Consider the following 14,300-nt stretch of genomic DNA (forward strand, 5'->3'; position numbering starts at 1 on the left):
GCTTTCTGAACACCCCGCCACACCATCTTTTCACCCCATACACATGACCGAAACCACCACACCCTCCCCACGTGCCAAACGCCCCCGGCCGGCCAACCCGCAGCAGCAACAGCAGCGCCCACGCGAAGTCCACCCCGTGCTGGAAAAGCTGTTCGAGCTCTACCCAAAAATGTTCGGCGCACAGTTCCTGCCGCTCAAGCTGGGCGCTTTCCAGGACCTGCTGGCGGAAAACCCCGAAGCGTTCAAGCGCGACGAACTGAAAGTGGCGCTGGGCCTGCATGCCCGTTCCACGCGTTACCTCGAATGCGTGGCGGCCGGCCACCCGCGCCACAACCTGCAGGGCGAGCCCGTCGAGCCGGTGGCGCCCGAGCATGTGCACCACGCGATCATGGAGGTGTTCCGGCGGCGCCAGGCGCGTTCAAAGGAAGACCTGCGTCCCAAAGTGCGTATGCGCCTCATCGAGGCCATTGAAGCATCCGGCTTGAGCCGCGAAGAGTACGCGGAATGCACCCGCACGCAGGATGAGGTGTCGAACACCTTGCAGGAGGAGGCTTTTGCGGAGATGGCCGAGCAAACCGCCAAACGCGAAGCACTGATGCGCGCCTTTGAGGCCAGTGGGAAAACGGCGGCGGAATTTGCCGAGATGTACGGTCTGGACCTGGCGGAAGTGGCACAAGCCATAGAGCGGGTACAGCGAAGCCGCCAGGCCTGAGGCTCCCACTGCAGCCTCAGTCAATCAGCAAATCAATAGAGCGAGCGGCCGAAACGCTCAAAGCGGGGTTGCCACTTCTCCAGGATGTCCGCCGACACCAGGATCCGCTCAGCACGCCCGATCAGCAGGTTACGCGGCACCAGGCCTATGTAGCGCGAATCTGCGCTGTTGTCGCGGTTATCACCCAGCATCAGGTACTGATCAGCGGGAATCGTGATCGGTCCCCAGCTGTCCTTGGCCTTCACACCGGCCAGCCACTGGATTTCATGTTGCTCCTGGGCTGTGGCTTCCTTCACGTGCGTGGCCACCAGCACGCCAACCGGCCCGGCCGGCTCCAGTACCGTGTCCAGCGCCTCATAGCGGGCTGACAGTCCGTTGATGATGAGCACCTTGTCGCGCATTTCCACGACGTCGCCCGGCACAGCCACCAGCCGCTTGATCAGACGGACACCATCCACCGGCGAGGAAAAAGTGACGACGTCGCCGCGCTGCGGATCGGTGGTGCGCGCCAGCACGGTATCGGTCAGCGGAATCTTGACGTTGTAGGCCAGGCGGTTGACGAAGACGACGTCGCCTTCAAGCAGGTTGGGCCGCATGGAGCCCGAGGGAATGGGGTTCCAGTCCGCGATTGCGGTACGGAACAGCCCGAACAACAACAGCAACACCAGAAAACTGCGGTTCTGCCTGATCCAGCTTTTCATGTTCGCGCTCCTTGAAATTTCATGAAAAAAAAAGGCGCCCTGTGCGGGGCGCCCTTTGGTGCTTAGGCCTGGCCGTTCTGCAAGGCCGCGATGCGCTCTTCAATCGGCGGGTGCGTGGCAAACAGCTTGCCGATGCTGCCGGTAATGCCCATGGCTTCCACGGCCTTGGGCAGTTCGCCGGGCTGCATGCCGCCCAGACGTGCCAGCGCGTTCATCATGGGCTGGCGGCGGCCCATCAGCTGCGCGGCGCCGGCGTCGGCACGGAACTCGCGCTGGCGCGAGAACCAGGCCACGACGATGGCGGCGGCAAAACCGAGCACGATGTCCAGCACGATGGTGCTGACGTAGTAGCCGATACCGGGGCCGGAATTGCTGTCGCTGCCGCGGCGCAAAAAGCTGTCGACGGCGTAGCCGATCACACGCGAGAGGAAAACCACAAAGGTGTTCATCACGCCCTGGATCAGCGTCATGGTGACCATGTCGCCGTTGGCCACGTGGGCGATCTCATGGCCCAGCACGGCTTCGATTTCTTCCTTGGTCATGCCTTGCAGCAGGCCGGTGGACACGGCCACCAGAGACGAGTTCTTGAATGCGCCGGTGGCAAAGGCATTGGGCGCGCCTTCAAAAATGCCGACTTCGGGCATGCCGATCTGGGCCTTGTCGGCCAGCTTGCGCACGGTCTCAACAATCCAGGCCTCGTCGGCATTTTGGGGCGACTCGATCACCCGCACCCCGGCGCTCCATTTGGCGACGGGTTTGCTGATCAGCAGCGAGATAAAGGCACCGCCGAAGCCCATGATCAGCGCAAAGCCGAGCAGCGCGGTCAGGTTCAGCCCGTTGGCCGTGAGGAAGCGGTTGACGCCAAGCAGGCTGGCGACAATGCCCAGCACCACCACGACAGCAAGGTTGGTCAGGACAAACAGAAAAATACGTTTCATGGGTTCTCCGTGGGGTCGGTAAAAAAAGCCCGCCTTGCGCAGGATATGAGGGCTTGCCAGCGCAGTTCAAGCTGTGCCGCAAGCCCGTGGCTGATTTCTATCTGTTGTTTTGCAGCCGTGGCGGTCGGAATACAAGGGAGTCATCATAAAAGGAAAAGTTCTCGTTCCCGGGCCACCAGCCGGGCACGCCCAGCACCGGCAAAGGGGAAAAAGGCTTGCCGGCCAGCTTGTCAGCGCTCAGATCCGCGGCAATCCAGTGGTCCAGATCTGCTATTGAATTGATAGCTGCTTGCGCCCGGTACACATGGGCTGTGATCGGTTTTCGTGGATAAATCAGTTTCTCCAGCAGCGCATGGCCAAACAGCACCAGCCGGGCTTGCTGCCAGAGTGGGCGCAAACCCACAAAGAGCAGCTGCCAGTCCCGCGCCGCCAGCGCGTCCCACAAGGGTTGCGGCGCCGACAGGAAAGCAGCGTTCTCGTCAAAGAGCGTCAGCGCGTCGCGGACTGGGCCGCGCACCTGTTGCACGCCGGCCTGCGCGATTTCCGCAGCCTGCAACTGGTTGAGCTTCTTTTTGGTTTCGGGGAACTGCATCCAGCACAGGCCATTGAAAAAATCATGCGGCCCTTCGCGGGTCGGGCATTCACCTGTCCTGAAAATAAAGCTCTCGTAGGCCTCGCCGGCGGGCAATGCGCTTTGGGGAACAAAGCGCATCGGGGCACGCTTCTCGGCATTCAGGGCCTCGTGCAGCGCAGTGCCCGCCGCTACGGCCTGGGCCACACGTTCGCCGGGCTCCTGCCAGGGTTGCAGCCAAGGCTGGTTCCATGCCGGCATCGGCAGGGCCGGCGCTGGCTGCAGGGCTGCAGCGACTCGCACCTGCAGGCCCCCTAGGCCCGGGCCGACTTGTTCAGTCGCTTGTCGCGCACTGCGACGGTGGACTTGCCTTCGTCGGCGATGTCAAACAGCTGGGTGGCCACCAGCAGCTTGGTCAGCGTGGCATAGCCGTAGTTGCGATGGTCAAACGAGGCCTGGTTGGCGATTTGCGTCCCTACAGCACCCACGCGCGCCCAACCCTCGTCGTCGGCTGCGGCCTGGACGGCGTTGCGCAGCAGCATGACCAGCTTGGCGTCCTGCTTGAGCTGGGCGGGTGTTGCCCTGAGGGGCGCGGCGGCAACCGCCTCGCCATCGTCACGGCTGTCTCCGTGAGCACTGCCCGCCGCATCACTGACGGCGATGGGGCGCAGCTTGTCAAGGAACAGGAATCTCGAACACGCATTGACAAATGGCTCCGGCGTTTTCTGCGCGCCAAAGCCGTAGACCGCCGCGCCCTTGGCGCGCAGGTGCATGACCAGCGGCGTGAAGTCTGCGTCCGACGAAACGATGCCAAAGGCATCGGGCCGGTCGGTATAGAGCAGCTCCAGCGCGTCGATCACCATGGCCATGTCGCTGGCGTTCTTGCCTTTGGTGTAGTCGAACTGCTGCATGGGGCGGATGGCATGCTCGTGCAACACCTCTTCCCAGCCCTTGAGTTCATTCTTTTTCCAGTTGCCGTAAGCGCGGCGGATGTTCGTTTCGCCGAAGGTCGACAACTCGTTGAGGATCAGGTCGATCTTGGACGCCGGCGAGTTGTCGGCGTCAATGAGCAGGGCAACGCGCGGCTTGTGGTCCATCAGGGGCTTTCTGAAGTGTGCAGTTTCCAGGGCAGGTTTTCACCTGAGCGCAAAGGCTTGAGCTCAGCCTCGCCGAAAGCAAAGCTCTCGGGCGGGTGCCAGCTTTCCTTTTTCAGCGTGATGCGGCCGGTATTGCGCGGCAGGCCGTAAAAATCGGCACCGTTGAAGCTGGCAAATGCCTCAAGCTTGTCCAGTGCGCCGGCCGCATCAAAGGCTTCGGCGTAGAGCTCCATGGCGGCGTGGGCGGTGTAGCAGCCTGCGCAGCCCGTTGCGTGCTCCTTGAGGTGCGCGGGGTGCGGTGCGCTGTCAGTACCCAGGAAAAAGCGGTTGTTGCCGCTGGTGACGGCTTCTACCAATGCCAGGCGATGCGTCTCGCGCTTGAGCACCGGCAGGCAGTAGTAGTGCGGCCGAATGCCGCCCGTGAAAATGGCATTGCGGTTGTAGAGCAGGTGGTGCGCGGTGACGGTCGCCCCCGTGAACTGGCCGGCATCACGCACGTAATGGGCGGCTTCGCGGGTGGTGATGTGCTCAAACACGATCTTCAGCTCAGGGAAATCGCGGCGCAGCGGAATGAGTTGCGTATCGATAAACACGGCTTCACGGTCGAACAAGTCAATGTCGGATGACGTGACCTCGCCGTGCACCAGCAGCAGCACGCCTTCTTTTTGCATGGCCTCCAGCGTTTTGTAGGTCTTGCGCAGGTCGGTCACCCCGGCATCGCTGTTGGTGGTGGCGCCGGCCGGGTATAGCTTGAGCGCCACAACACCGGCGTCTTTCGCGCGCTTGATCTCATCGGGTGGCAGGTTGTCGGTGAGGTAGAGCGTCATCAATGGCTCGAACTGCACGCCGGCCGGCACAGCGGCCTGGATGCGCTCCCGATACGCCGCCGCCTGGGCGGCCGTGGTCACCGGCGGGCGCAGGTTGGGCATGATGATGGCGCGGCCAAACTGTGCGGCCGTGTGCGGCACCACGGTGTGCAGGGCCTCGCCGTCGCGCACATGCAGGTGCCAATCGTCGGGCCGGGTAATGGTCAGAGCGGAGGTCAGGATGGAGGCGGGTGTGCGGGTGGCTGAAGTCATGGCCTGAATTGTCGCATTGGTCGCACCACCCGCCCATCATGAGCCGCCATGAAAAAAGCCCCGGAATTCGGGGCTTTTTTTGGAGCGCAGGGCTTTCAGTGCGCCAGGATCTTGTTGAGGAAATCCTTGGTGCGCGCCTGGCGGTTTTCCGGGTGGCTGAAAAACTCGTCCTTCGAGCAGTCTTCCAGAATCTTGCCGCCGACATCCATGAAAATCACGCGGCTGCCCACTTTTTTGGCAAAGCCCATTTCGTGGGTCACCACCATCATGGTCATGCCCTCGACGGCCAGGCCCATCATGCAGTCCAGCACCTCGCCGACCATTTCCGGGTCCAGCGCGGAAGTGGGTTCGTCAAACAGCATGGCGATCGGGTCCATGCTGAGCGCGCGGGCGATCGCCACACGCTGCTGCTGGCCACCGGAGAGCTGGCCGGGGAATTTATCCTTGTGCGCCATCAGGCCCACGCGATCCAGGTATTTGAGGCCGTGCTTTTTGGCTTCGTCGGGCTTGCGGCCCAGTACCTTGACCTGCGCCAGCGTCAGGTTCTCGGTCACGCTCAGGTGCGGGAACAGCTCGAAATTCTGGAACACCATGCCGACGCGGCTGCGCAGCTTGGGCAGGTCGGTCTTGGGGTCATGCACAGCCTTGCCGTCGACAAAGATCTGGCCCTTCTGGAAAGGCTCCAGCGCGTTGATGGTCTTGATGAGGGTGGATTTGCCCGAGCCCGATGGGCCGCAGACCACAACAACTTCACCCTTCTTGATGCTGGTGGTGCAGTTATTGAGAACCTGCACTTCACCGTACCATTTGGAAACTTCTTTCAACTCAATCATCTTCTTCTCCAGTGTGCTCTTTGAGAGATAGGGGGTGTTTTAAGAAACAGCGATCTCAGCGAATGATGGCGATTCTGCTGTTCAGGCGTTTGACCATGAAGGACAGCCCGAAGCAGATCACGAAATAAACCACGGCGGCCAGCAGGTAGGCCTCTTCAGGACGGCCGAAGATCTTGCCGGCGGTGCTGAAGCCCTTGAGCAGGTCGTAGGCGCCGATGGCGTAAACCAGCGAAGTATCCTGGAACAGGATGATGGTCTGGGTCAGCAGGATGGGCACCATGTTGCGGAAAGCCTGCGGCAGGATGATCAGCTTCATGTTCTGCGAATAGGTCATGCCCAGGGCACGGCCCGCATTGACCTGCCCACGCGAGATGGACTGGATGCCCGCACGCATGATTTCGCTGAAGTACGCAGCCTCAAAGGCCACGAAGGTGATGATGGCCGAAATCTCGGCGCGGTAGTTGGCCCCCCAGGCGCCGAAGGTCGTGTAGAACGACGCAGGTACCAGCAGGAAGAACCACAGGATCACCATGACCAGCGGAACGGAACGCATGCCGTTGACGTAGATGGTCGCGGGAACCGTCAGGAATTTTTTGCCCGACAGACGCATCAGCGCAAGCACGGTGCCGAAAATAATGCCGCCTATGGTGGCGATGACGGTCAGCTCGATGCTGAAAATAAAACCCTTGACGACGAACTGGGAAATCATCTCCCAGTTCAGGAAGCTCATGTCGAGTCCAAGCATGTCAGTGCCCTCCGCCCGTTGAGCCGGCTACAACGAAGCCGGGGATCTGGACCTTCTTTTCAACAAAGGCCATGACCCGATTGACCGCGAAGGCAGAGATTGCATAAAGGGCCGTCACCGCCAGGTAGATCTCAATGCCGCGCGAAGTTTCTTCCTGCGCCTGCATGGCGAACATGGTGAGCTCGGCGATCGACACCGCGAAAGCCACGGAGGAATTTTTCAAGAGGTTCATCGACTCGCTGGTGAGCGGCGGAATGATGATGCGAAAGGCCATGGGCAGGATCACGTAGCGGTACGTCTGCACGGTGGTAAAGCCCATGGCCATGCCGGCATAGCGCTGGCCGCGCGGCAAGGCCTGCACGCCGGCCCTGACCTGCTCGGCAATACGCGCCGAGGTGAAAAATCCGAGAGCGAACACCACCAGGATGAAGCTGGGCAGCTCCTTCATGGCGGGGAAAATTTTGGGAACCACAAAGTACCAGATGAAAATCTGGACCAGCAAGGGAACGTTGCGAAACAGCTCGACCCAGGCATTGGCAAAGCGGACAAGCCACGGGCTGTTGGGCAAGGTGCGCAGCGTGCCGACCAGTGCGCCAAACAGCATGGCGATCACCCAGGATGCACCGGCGACGGACAGCGTCCAGCCCCATGCGTCAAACATCCATTGCAAGTAGGTTCGGCCACTACCGTCGTCATTTAGAAATACCTGCCAATCCCAAGTCATCACGGCTCCAGCAAAGGGTTGTTGTGTTGTTTTTCCATGCCACGGTAAACGAGAAACCCCGCCAGAGCATGATGTCAGGCGGGGTTCTTCAATTTACCTGACCCGAATTACTTCTGGGCGTACTCTTCCATGGGCTTGTCGTTCGGATTGTCCCAGGCTGCCTTGGTGCTGGCGCTCAGTGCCAGGCCCACCTTGGTGTTCTTCGGAGGAATCGGCGACAGGAACCATTTGGTCCACAGCTTGTTCATCTCGCCCGACTTGATCATGCCCTTGACCGTGTCGTCGGCCAGGCGCTTGAGCAGCGGGTCATCCTTGCGGATCATGATGGCGATGGGCTCGACGCTCAACACTTCACCAACGATCTTGAAGTCCGAAGGCTTCTTGGCGGTGGCGATGTTGCCGGCCAGGATGGAACCGTCCATGACGAACGCATCGGCGCGGCCCGATTCGAGCAGCAGGAAGCTGTCGGAGTGGTCCTTGCCGAAGATTTCCTTGAACTCGACGCCGGTGGCGCGCTTGTTCTTGCGCAGCGTCTGCACGGAAGTGGTACCCGTGGTGGTGGCCACGGTCTTGCCGCTGAGCTGGGCAACGGAGGTGATGCCGGAGGTGGCTTTCACCGCGATGCGGACTTCTTCGACGAAGGTGGTCACGACGAAGGCCACGTCTTTTTGACGGGTCGCGTTGTTGGTGGTGGAGCCGCACTCGATGTCGACTGTGCCGTTTTGCACGAGGGGAATGCGGTTTTGCGAGGTCACGGGCTGGTATTTGACTTCCAGCTTGCGCTCGGCGGCTTTTTCGAGGCCGGCCAGGATGCGCTGGCAGATTTCGACGTGGTAGCCGGTGTATTTGCCGTCACCGAGGGTATAGGACAGTGCACCGGAGGAGTCACGCACGCCCATGGTCACAACGCCTGAAGCCTTGACTTTGGAAAGGGTGTCGGCAAACGCACCGCCGGTGGCGAGCAATGCAACAGACAGAGCGACTAGCTTGAGTTTCATGGAATCTCCTGTAATGAATGAAACGATTAGCGAACTATTCTAGAGAGTTGGTTCCCGGGACATGCCTAGGTTTACCCGGCCTCTAAAAATGGAGGAACGCGGACGGCGTGAAAGGGTTGATGGTTTTGCAAACCCGCAGCATTGACAGCAATTTCTGGGGTTTTCCAAAATGGTGCGCGCATTAAAAGTCCGGAACTATACGGCAGATGTAAGCAGTCTTTGTGCCAGCAGACCGTCAGGCCGCCTGCACACGCGGCCGTACAGGCTGGGCGATCACCCGAATGGCGCGGTGCCTGGCGCAGACCGATGCCGCACAAAGGGCGGTAAGGAAGGCAACGCAGACAGCAAATGAATCAACAAGCACGGGCAAGCACCAAAATTTGAACGTCACGAACTGTAAATTTGGAGGTGTCAAAACACCAATGCTGTTTCGACGATCTTCCATGCATTTTTCTTATAACCACCTAGGGTTACTACTAGTCGTCAGTCTGATGCCAGCATTTGCCCCCAAGGCCACCAGCCCGCTTCGGCAAAGGCCGGTCGGCTAGCGCGATGCCTGTGTCCCCGCGCTACGGCCACCCACCTTTTCCTTGCCGCCGGTTTGTGCCTGCAGGTAAGTCCACAAGGCCTGGGCGTGGGTTTTGGCAGACTCCTTGGAGGTGGGCCGCTCACGGTACACGCGCACGTCCATGGTCATTTCCAGGTTGCCACCAGCGCTGACCAGTTTTTTGGCCCGTAATTCCTTCTTGACGGCGCTGAGCGGCAAAAACGCGATGCCGTGGCCTTCCAGGGCCATGGCCTTGAGGCCCTCGGCCATGTCGGTTTCGTACACCCGGTCCAGGTGGATGGCCGTGCTGGACTGCTTGAGGATCATGTCGACCATGCGGCCCAGGTAGGCGCCCGGCGCATAGCCCAGATAAGGCAAGGGCTGGCCGGCGCGGCCCGGCAGGCTGAACTCGGGCTCGCCCGCGGAATTGGCCCTGACAAAAGGTGCCAGCACTTCCTGGCCCAGCGACACCATTTCATAGCGGTCCGGATCCAGCTGGAAGGGCTGGGAGTCGTGGTGATAGGCGATCAGCAGGTCGCAACTGCCCTCGACAAGGCGCAGTACCGCATCGTGCACGTTCAGGGCAATCAGCCGGCTCTTGATGGGGCCGAACTTCTCGCGCAGGCTGCTGACCCAGGCGGGAAAGAAGGTGAAAGCCAATGTGTGCGGCACCGCAAACTCGATGACATCCTGCCCGGCCGAGGTGTGGCCGCGCAGCATGGCGCGGGTCGACTGCAAGCCCTGCAGCATCTCCAGCGACTGGCTGTACAGGGTTTCTCCGGCCGGCGTCAGCCGCGTGGGATAGGAGCTGCGGTCCACCAGGTCGGTACCGGCCCAGGCTTCCAGCGCCTGGATACGCCGTGAAAACGCGGGCTGGGTGACATGACGCAATTGGGCGGAGCGGCTGAAACTGCGGGTTTCAGCCAGGCTCACAAAATCTTCCAGCCATTTGGTTTCCATGGGCCAATTATGCGAGCCTGTGTAGAAGTTTGACCTACGGGGATTCCATAGCCGGGGAGTCGCAAGACGCGCGGGATGATGCTGCTGATCCGTTCCCGCCGGCAGCCGTTCGCCCGTTGCTATCTATTTAGTAGCTGCTTGCGCTCACCAATAAAGGGCTGGAGCGCGATTTGGCACGCAATCCCTACGCCTCTGCCGAACTCTGCTGCAACGCCCACATCCGCGCATACGCGCCTTCCAGCGCCAACAGCTGCGCGTGCGTGCCGCGCTCCACAATGCGCCCAGCGTCCATCACCAGGATCTCATGCGCGTCCACCACGGTAGACAGCCGGTGCGCAATCACCAGCGTGGTCTTGTTTTGCGCGGCGGTGCGCAGCTCGGCCTGGATGGCGCGCTCGTTGGCCGAATCCAGCGCCGAAGTGGCTTCGTCAAAAATCACCACCGGCGGGTTTTTCAGCAGCGTGCGGGCAATGGCCACGCGCTGCTTTTCACCGCCCGACAGCTTCAGGCCGCGCTCACCCACCATGGTCTGGTAGCCCAGCGGCGTCGAGGCAATAAAACCATGGATGCGGGCCGCGCGCGCGGCTTCTTCGACCTCGGCATGGCTGGCGCCCGGCTTGCCGTAGGCGATGTTGTATTCCACCGTGTCGTTGAACAGCACGGTGTCCTGCGGCACAATGCCGATGGACTGGCGCACGCTGGACTGCGTGACCTGCTTGATGTCCTGCCCGGCAATGGTGATGCGGCCCTGCTGGACATCGTAAAAGCGGTAGAGCAGGCGCGCCAGCGTGGACTTGCCGGCGCCCGAAGAGCCCACCACCGCGACGGTCTTGCCCGGCGGAATTTCAAAGCTCACGTTGTGCAGGATGGGCCGCGCCGGGTCGTAGGCGAAGTTCACATTCTCAAAACGCACGGCCGGGGTGCCGTCTATGACGATGGGCTGGGCGCCCGGCACGTCGGCGATTTCACGCTCGCGCTCCATCAGCACAAACATCTTGTCCAGGTCGGTCAGGCTTTGCTTGATCTCGCGGTAAATCACACCCAGGAAACCCAGCGGAATGTAGAGCTGGATCATGAAGGCATTGACCATCACCAGGTCGCCCAGGGTCATGCGACCGTCCACCACCCCCTGGGTCGCGCGCCAGAGCATGGCCACCAGCCCGATGGCGATGATGAGCTGCTGCCCGGTGTTGAGCAGGCTCAGCGTGTTCTGGCTCTTGATGGCGGCACGCCGGTAGCGCTGCAGGTTTTCGTCGTAGCGTGCGGCTTCAAACTCTTCGTTGTTGAAGTACTTGACGGTTTCGTAGTTCAGCAGCGAATCGATGGCGCGGCTGTGGGCCGACGAATCGAGCTCATTCATGGCCTTGCGAAACTGTGTGCGCCACTCTGTCACCGTGACAGTGAAGAAAATGTAGAACACGAGCGCGATGCCCGTGATGCCGGCAAACCAGACGTCGAACTTGACGGCCAGCAGCGTCAGCACCAGCGTCACTTCAATCAGCGTCGGGATGATGCTGTAGAGCGAGTACGAGATCAGCGAATGCACGCCGCGCGTGCCGCGCTCGATGTCGCGCGTCATGCCGCCGGTTTGCCGCTCCAGGTGAAAGCGCAGGCTGAGCGCATGCAGGTGCCTGAACACTTCCAGCGAAATCCGCCGCGCCGCGCCTTCAGTGGCTTTGGCAAACACCAGTTCGCGCAGTTCGGTAAAAAGCGTCGTCGACAGGCGCAGCAAGCCGTAGGCCAGCAGCAGCGCCACCGGCACCACCAGCACCGCCTGTGCGTCGCCCGGCTTGAAGTTCATGGCGTCGACCAGGTTCTTCAGCAAGAGCGGCACGCCCACGTTGGCCATCTTGGCGCCCACCATGAAGCTCAGGGCCGCCAGCACGCGCCATTTGTAATCCCACAGGTAAGGGAAAAGGCGTTTGAGGGTGCCAAGGTCCGAGCGCTGGAACGCGAGCGCCTTGCCGGCGCCCGGCGCTGACGCGGCGGCAGGCACAGCCAGGGAAGAATCAACAGCGGAAGCTCGGGAGCGCATGAGGGACAATCGTGTAGGTTGTTGTAATAACTTTTTCAGATTGTGCCTATGTCTACCGAATCAAGCACCCATACGGACATTCACGCCGAGGACGCCCTGAACGTCCAGTTGCCCACCGACAAGGAACTGGTGCTCAAGGTCATTCCCATGCCGGCCGACTGCAATGCCAACGGCGACATCTTCGGCGGCTGGGTCATGGCGCAGGTCGACCTGGCCGGCTCGGTGGTACCGGCCCGCCACGTGGACGGGCGCATGGCGACCGTGGCCGTCAACCAGTTCATTTTCAAGCAGCCCGTGCGGGTCGGCGACATCCTGTCGTTTTTCTCCTGCGTGACCCGTATCGGCACCACGTCCATCACGGTCCAGGTTGAGGTCTATGCCGAGCGCTTTCGCGCCCAGGGCCGCTACATCAAGGTCACCGAAGCCAGCCTGACTTACGTGGCCATTGACGATTTCGGCAAGCCCCGCAAGATTCCCAAAGCCTGACGCCCGGGTTCCAGGTGCCTTCACCTGCCACCCGGATGCTATTTATTTGATAGCTGCTTGCGCCAGATACAAAAGGCCTACAGGCCTTTTTTGCTTAAATTTTCCCGCAATCCCCGTCAGGCACCCCACCAGCCCACGCGAGGGGCAGCCTGGGCTTCTTCCAGCTCCGTCTCGCTGACTTCGATCTCCATGCGCAGCAGCGCTGCCGCCATGGCCTTGCCCAGGCTGTCCAGGCGCAGGTTGCGCGCGCCGCCGCCTTGCAGCGCGCCTTGCAATACCAGCTTGAGGGCCAGGATATTGGGCAAGCGCCAGCATTGCACCGCGCCCGGCAGCCAGGGCGCAAAGTGCGCCTGCACGCGTTCGGCCGTCACCTCGCGCTCGATGAGCCGGTAACCCGTTTCGTTCCAGGCAAAGAGGCCAAAGTCCACCCAGTCGGCCTTGTCGCCGCTGCGCGCATGCGCGAGCTTCACCAATTGCACCCTCATGACTGCAACACCTCCACACGCACCGCCGCCTCAACCGCTTGCCGGTCAATCAGCGCAGGCCAGATGCCCAACAACTCGCTACTGTTGTTCAGGCCGTGAAAGCCGCAGGTATAGGCCGGCCCGCTCAAAGCCATCCACGGAAAGAGCCGGCCAAAACCTTCAGCAACCGCTTTGTCCTGCGTCCTGATCGCCATACGAACCCAGACCTCGTTGAGCTCCGCCAGCACTGCAGGCGCAGGCAGTGGCGCCAGTGGGCCATGTGCCGAGTTGAGCCCCGGGAATTCGACAAAGAGTTCGTCATGTGCCAGGCGCTTGTCCCTCAGCTGGACTTTCACCATCTCCACGGCTGCCACTGCCTTGTCGTAGGCATCAGGCCAGCTAAAGCCCCAGGTGACCTCGGCCTTGTAGCCGTCGCGAAACCCGCCCACCACCTTGAGCTGCGCGGGCCGCGTGTGGCCGCGCACGCCCGTCATGCGCACGGCATCGTTGCCCAGGTCTTCCAGCCGCACCACCGATAAATCCATCACCACATCGGGCGAGGCATAGTGTCCCGGGTCATGCACCTCATACAGCAGCTGCTGGCGCACCGTATCGAAATTGATGCGGCCGCCCGTGTCCGGTGCCTTGGTGATCAGCGCCGTGCCGTCTTCACTGACCTCGGCGATGGGATAGCCGATATGGGCGAGATCGGGAATGGCCTTCCACGCCTGCTGGCTGCCAAAGTTGCCGCCGCTGCCCTGGCCCGAGCATTCGAGCAAGTGCCCCACCGCGAGACCCTGCGCCAGCCGGTCGAGATCCACTTGCGCCTCTGCGTCCTCCAGCTTCCAGTTGAATTCATGCACAAGCGGCGCCAGGAACAGCGCCGCATCGGCGACGCGCCCTGTCACCACAATATCGGCGCTTTGCTGCAACGCCGACACGATGGGCCGCGCGCCCAGATAGGCATTGGCAAACACCATGCGCTCGCGCACGGACTCAAAGCCCTGGCCGTTGAACATGTGCGGCGGTGCGATCGCCCCCAGCTGCGGCAGGACTTCATCACCCGTGACCACCGCGATGCGCGCCTTCCAGCCTTTGGCCGCAAAGGCTGCACGCAATGCAGCAGCCGCGCCCGCAGGATTGAGCCCACCCGCGTTGCAGATGAACTTTACGCTGCGCGCCTGCATCAGCGGCCACAGCTTCATCAGCATGGGGACCACATCCCGTGCATAGCCCAGTGCAGGGTCGCGCTGCCGGTCTTTTTGCAGGATGGCCAGCGTCAGCTCGGCGAGGTGGTCACTCGCGATGTAGTGCACACCACCGCGCTCGATGCTCGCGGCCACAGGCTCCCATGCGTCACCGTAGAAACCCAAGCCTGCGCCTATACGAACATTTCCTCTCATGTAAGGG

The 14,300-nt window shown here is 61.5% G+C and carries 15 protein-coding genes; 2 read left to right on the plus strand and 13 right to left on the minus strand.

All coding sequences use genetic code 11. The features are described 5' to 3' along the window. Nucleotides 1-43: 43 nt before the first annotated feature. Nucleotides 44-712, plus strand: coding sequence for a ProQ/FINO family protein (locus AC1DWQ_RS03730; protein ID WP_477668418.1), 669 nt, complete (start codon nucleotides 44-46; stop codon nucleotides 710-712). Nucleotides 713-744: 32 nt separating this feature from the next. Here AC1DWQ_RS03730 and lepB read toward each other — a convergent pair whose 3' ends face one another. The 11 genes from lepB to AC1DWQ_RS03785 form a co-directional block, all read right to left on the minus strand. Then, complete coding sequence (lepB, locus tag AC1DWQ_RS03735; RefSeq protein WP_477668419.1) at nucleotides 745-1,413, minus strand: signal peptidase I; 669 nt, start codon at nucleotides 1,411-1,413, stop codon at nucleotides 745-747. A gap of 62 nt (nucleotides 1,414-1,475) precedes the next feature. Then, nucleotides 1,476-2,351, minus strand: coding sequence for a protease HtpX (htpX, locus tag AC1DWQ_RS03740; RefSeq protein ID WP_477668420.1), 876 nt, complete (start codon nucleotides 2,349-2,351; stop codon nucleotides 1,476-1,478). 97 nt (nucleotides 2,352-2,448) lie between these two features. Next, the gene (locus tag AC1DWQ_RS03745; RefSeq protein WP_477668923.1) at nucleotides 2,449-3,183 is read right to left on the minus strand and encodes a DUF3025 domain-containing protein; all 735 of its coding nucleotides are present in this window, start codon (nucleotides 3,181-3,183) and stop codon (nucleotides 2,449-2,451) included. A 53-nt stretch (nucleotides 3,184-3,236) separates the two neighbouring features. Beyond that, on the minus strand, nucleotides 3,237-4,019 hold the full coding sequence (locus AC1DWQ_RS03750) for an NYN domain-containing protein (RefSeq protein ID WP_477668421.1): 783 nt from the start codon (nucleotides 4,017-4,019) through the stop codon (nucleotides 3,237-3,239). Continuing rightward, nucleotides 4,019-5,098 carry a dihydroorotase gene (pyrC, locus tag AC1DWQ_RS03755; RefSeq protein WP_477668422.1) on the minus strand — a complete coding sequence of 360 codons (1,080 nt, stop codon included), beginning with the start codon at nucleotides 5,096-5,098 and terminating at the stop codon, nucleotides 4,019-4,021. Before pyrC ends, AC1DWQ_RS03750 begins: the two co-directional genes overlap by 1 nt. 95 nt (nucleotides 5,099-5,193) lie before the next feature. Then, nucleotides 5,194-5,931, minus strand: a complete 738-nt coding sequence (locus AC1DWQ_RS03760; RefSeq protein WP_457281125.1) for an amino acid ABC transporter ATP-binding protein — start codon at nucleotides 5,929-5,931, stop codon at nucleotides 5,194-5,196. A gap of 55 nt (nucleotides 5,932-5,986) precedes the next feature. Further along, nucleotides 5,987-6,676 (minus strand): amino acid ABC transporter permease, encoded by a 690-nt coding sequence (locus AC1DWQ_RS03765; RefSeq protein ID WP_457281126.1) that lies wholly within the window; start codon nucleotides 6,674-6,676, stop codon nucleotides 5,987-5,989. A gap of 1 nt (nucleotide 6,677) precedes the next feature. After that, nucleotides 6,678-7,400: an amino acid ABC transporter permease gene (locus AC1DWQ_RS03770; RefSeq protein WP_457281127.1), complete on the minus strand. Its 723-nt coding sequence runs from the start codon at nucleotides 7,398-7,400 to the stop codon at nucleotides 6,678-6,680. A 107-nt stretch (nucleotides 7,401-7,507) separates the two neighbouring features. Then, entirely contained in the window at nucleotides 7,508-8,398 is an 891-nt protein-coding gene (locus AC1DWQ_RS03775) for a transporter substrate-binding domain-containing protein (protein ID WP_457281128.1), read from the minus strand. A gap of 544 nt (nucleotides 8,399-8,942) precedes the next feature. Beyond that, nucleotides 8,943-9,905 (minus strand): LysR substrate-binding domain-containing protein, encoded by a 963-nt coding sequence (locus AC1DWQ_RS03780; RefSeq protein ID WP_477668423.1) that lies wholly within the window; start codon nucleotides 9,903-9,905, stop codon nucleotides 8,943-8,945. Nucleotides 9,906-10,089: 184 nt separating this feature from the next. Then, a complete protein-coding gene (locus AC1DWQ_RS03785) occupies nucleotides 10,090-11,940 on the minus strand; it encodes an ABCB family ABC transporter ATP-binding protein/permease (protein ID WP_477668424.1) in 1,851 nt (616 codons plus the stop codon). A gap of 48 nt (nucleotides 11,941-11,988) precedes the next feature. Between AC1DWQ_RS03785 and AC1DWQ_RS03790 the strand changes: the two genes are divergently transcribed. After that, nucleotides 11,989-12,426 (plus strand): acyl-CoA thioesterase, encoded by a 438-nt coding sequence (locus AC1DWQ_RS03790; protein WP_457281131.1) that lies wholly within the window; start codon nucleotides 11,989-11,991, stop codon nucleotides 12,424-12,426. 116 nt (nucleotides 12,427-12,542) lie between these two features. On the opposite strand, the gene AC1DWQ_RS03795 is transcribed toward AC1DWQ_RS03790, so the two are convergent. Together AC1DWQ_RS03795 and AC1DWQ_RS03800 are read right to left on the minus strand one after the other, a co-directional pair. Then, nucleotides 12,543-12,911, minus strand: a complete 369-nt coding sequence (locus tag AC1DWQ_RS03795; RefSeq protein WP_477668425.1) for an AtuA-related protein — start codon at nucleotides 12,909-12,911, stop codon at nucleotides 12,543-12,545. After that, the gene (locus tag AC1DWQ_RS03800; protein WP_477668426.1) at nucleotides 12,908-14,293 is read right to left on the minus strand and encodes an acyclic terpene utilization AtuA family protein; all 1,386 of its coding nucleotides are present in this window, start codon (nucleotides 14,291-14,293) and stop codon (nucleotides 12,908-12,910) included. Before AC1DWQ_RS03800 ends, AC1DWQ_RS03795 begins: the two co-directional genes overlap by 4 nt. Between the last annotated feature and the right edge of the window lie 7 nt (nucleotides 14,294-14,300).

This window comes from Polaromonas sp. P2_G11 (assembly GCF_056403595.1).

Coding starts and splice junctions, on each gene's coding strand:
- AC1DWQ_RS03795 (WP_477668425.1), bottom strand. CDS start 12,911: ATGAGGGTGCAATTGGTGAAGCTCGCGCATGCGCGCAGCGGCGACAAG.
- AC1DWQ_RS03770 (WP_457281127.1), bottom strand. CDS start 7,400: ATGACTTGGGATTGGCAGGTATTTCTAAATGACGACGGTAGTGGCCGA.
- lepB (WP_477668419.1), bottom strand. CDS start 1,413: ATGAAAAGCTGGATCAGGCAGAACCGCAGTTTTCTGGTGTTGCTGTTG.
- AC1DWQ_RS03760 (WP_457281125.1), bottom strand. CDS start 5,931: ATGATTGAGTTGAAAGAAGTTTCCAAATGGTACGGTGAAGTGCAGGTT.
- htpX (WP_477668420.1), bottom strand. CDS start 2,351: ATGAAACGTATTTTTCTGTTTGTCCTGACCAACCTTGCTGTCGTGGTG.
- AC1DWQ_RS03730 (WP_477668418.1), top strand. CDS start 44: ATGACCGAAACCACCACACCCTCCCCACGTGCCAAACGCCCCCGGCCG.
- AC1DWQ_RS03775 (WP_457281128.1), bottom strand. CDS start 8,398: ATGAAACTCAAGCTAGTCGCTCTGTCTGTTGCATTGCTCGCCACCGGC.
- AC1DWQ_RS03800 (WP_477668426.1), bottom strand. CDS start 14,293: ATGAGAGGAAATGTTCGTATAGGCGCAGGCTTGGGTTTCTACGGTGAC.
- AC1DWQ_RS03790 (WP_457281131.1), top strand. CDS start 11,989: ATGTCTACCGAATCAAGCACCCATACGGACATTCACGCCGAGGACGCC.
- pyrC (WP_477668422.1), bottom strand. CDS start 5,098: ATGACTTCAGCCACCCGCACACCCGCCTCCATCCTGACCTCCGCTCTG.
- AC1DWQ_RS03765 (WP_457281126.1), bottom strand. CDS start 6,676: ATGCTTGGACTCGACATGAGCTTCCTGAACTGGGAGATGATTTCCCAG.
- AC1DWQ_RS03780 (WP_477668423.1), bottom strand. CDS start 9,905: ATGGAAACCAAATGGCTGGAAGATTTTGTGAGCCTGGCTGAAACCCGC.
- AC1DWQ_RS03745 (WP_477668923.1), bottom strand. CDS start 3,183: ATGCCGGCATGGAACCAGCCTTGGCTGCAACCCTGGCAGGAGCCCGGC.
- AC1DWQ_RS03750 (WP_477668421.1), bottom strand. CDS start 4,019: ATGGACCACAAGCCGCGCGTTGCCCTGCTCATTGACGCCGACAACTCG.
- AC1DWQ_RS03785 (WP_477668424.1), bottom strand. CDS start 11,940: ATGCGCTCCCGAGCTTCCGCTGTTGATTCTTCCCTGGCTGTGCCTGCC.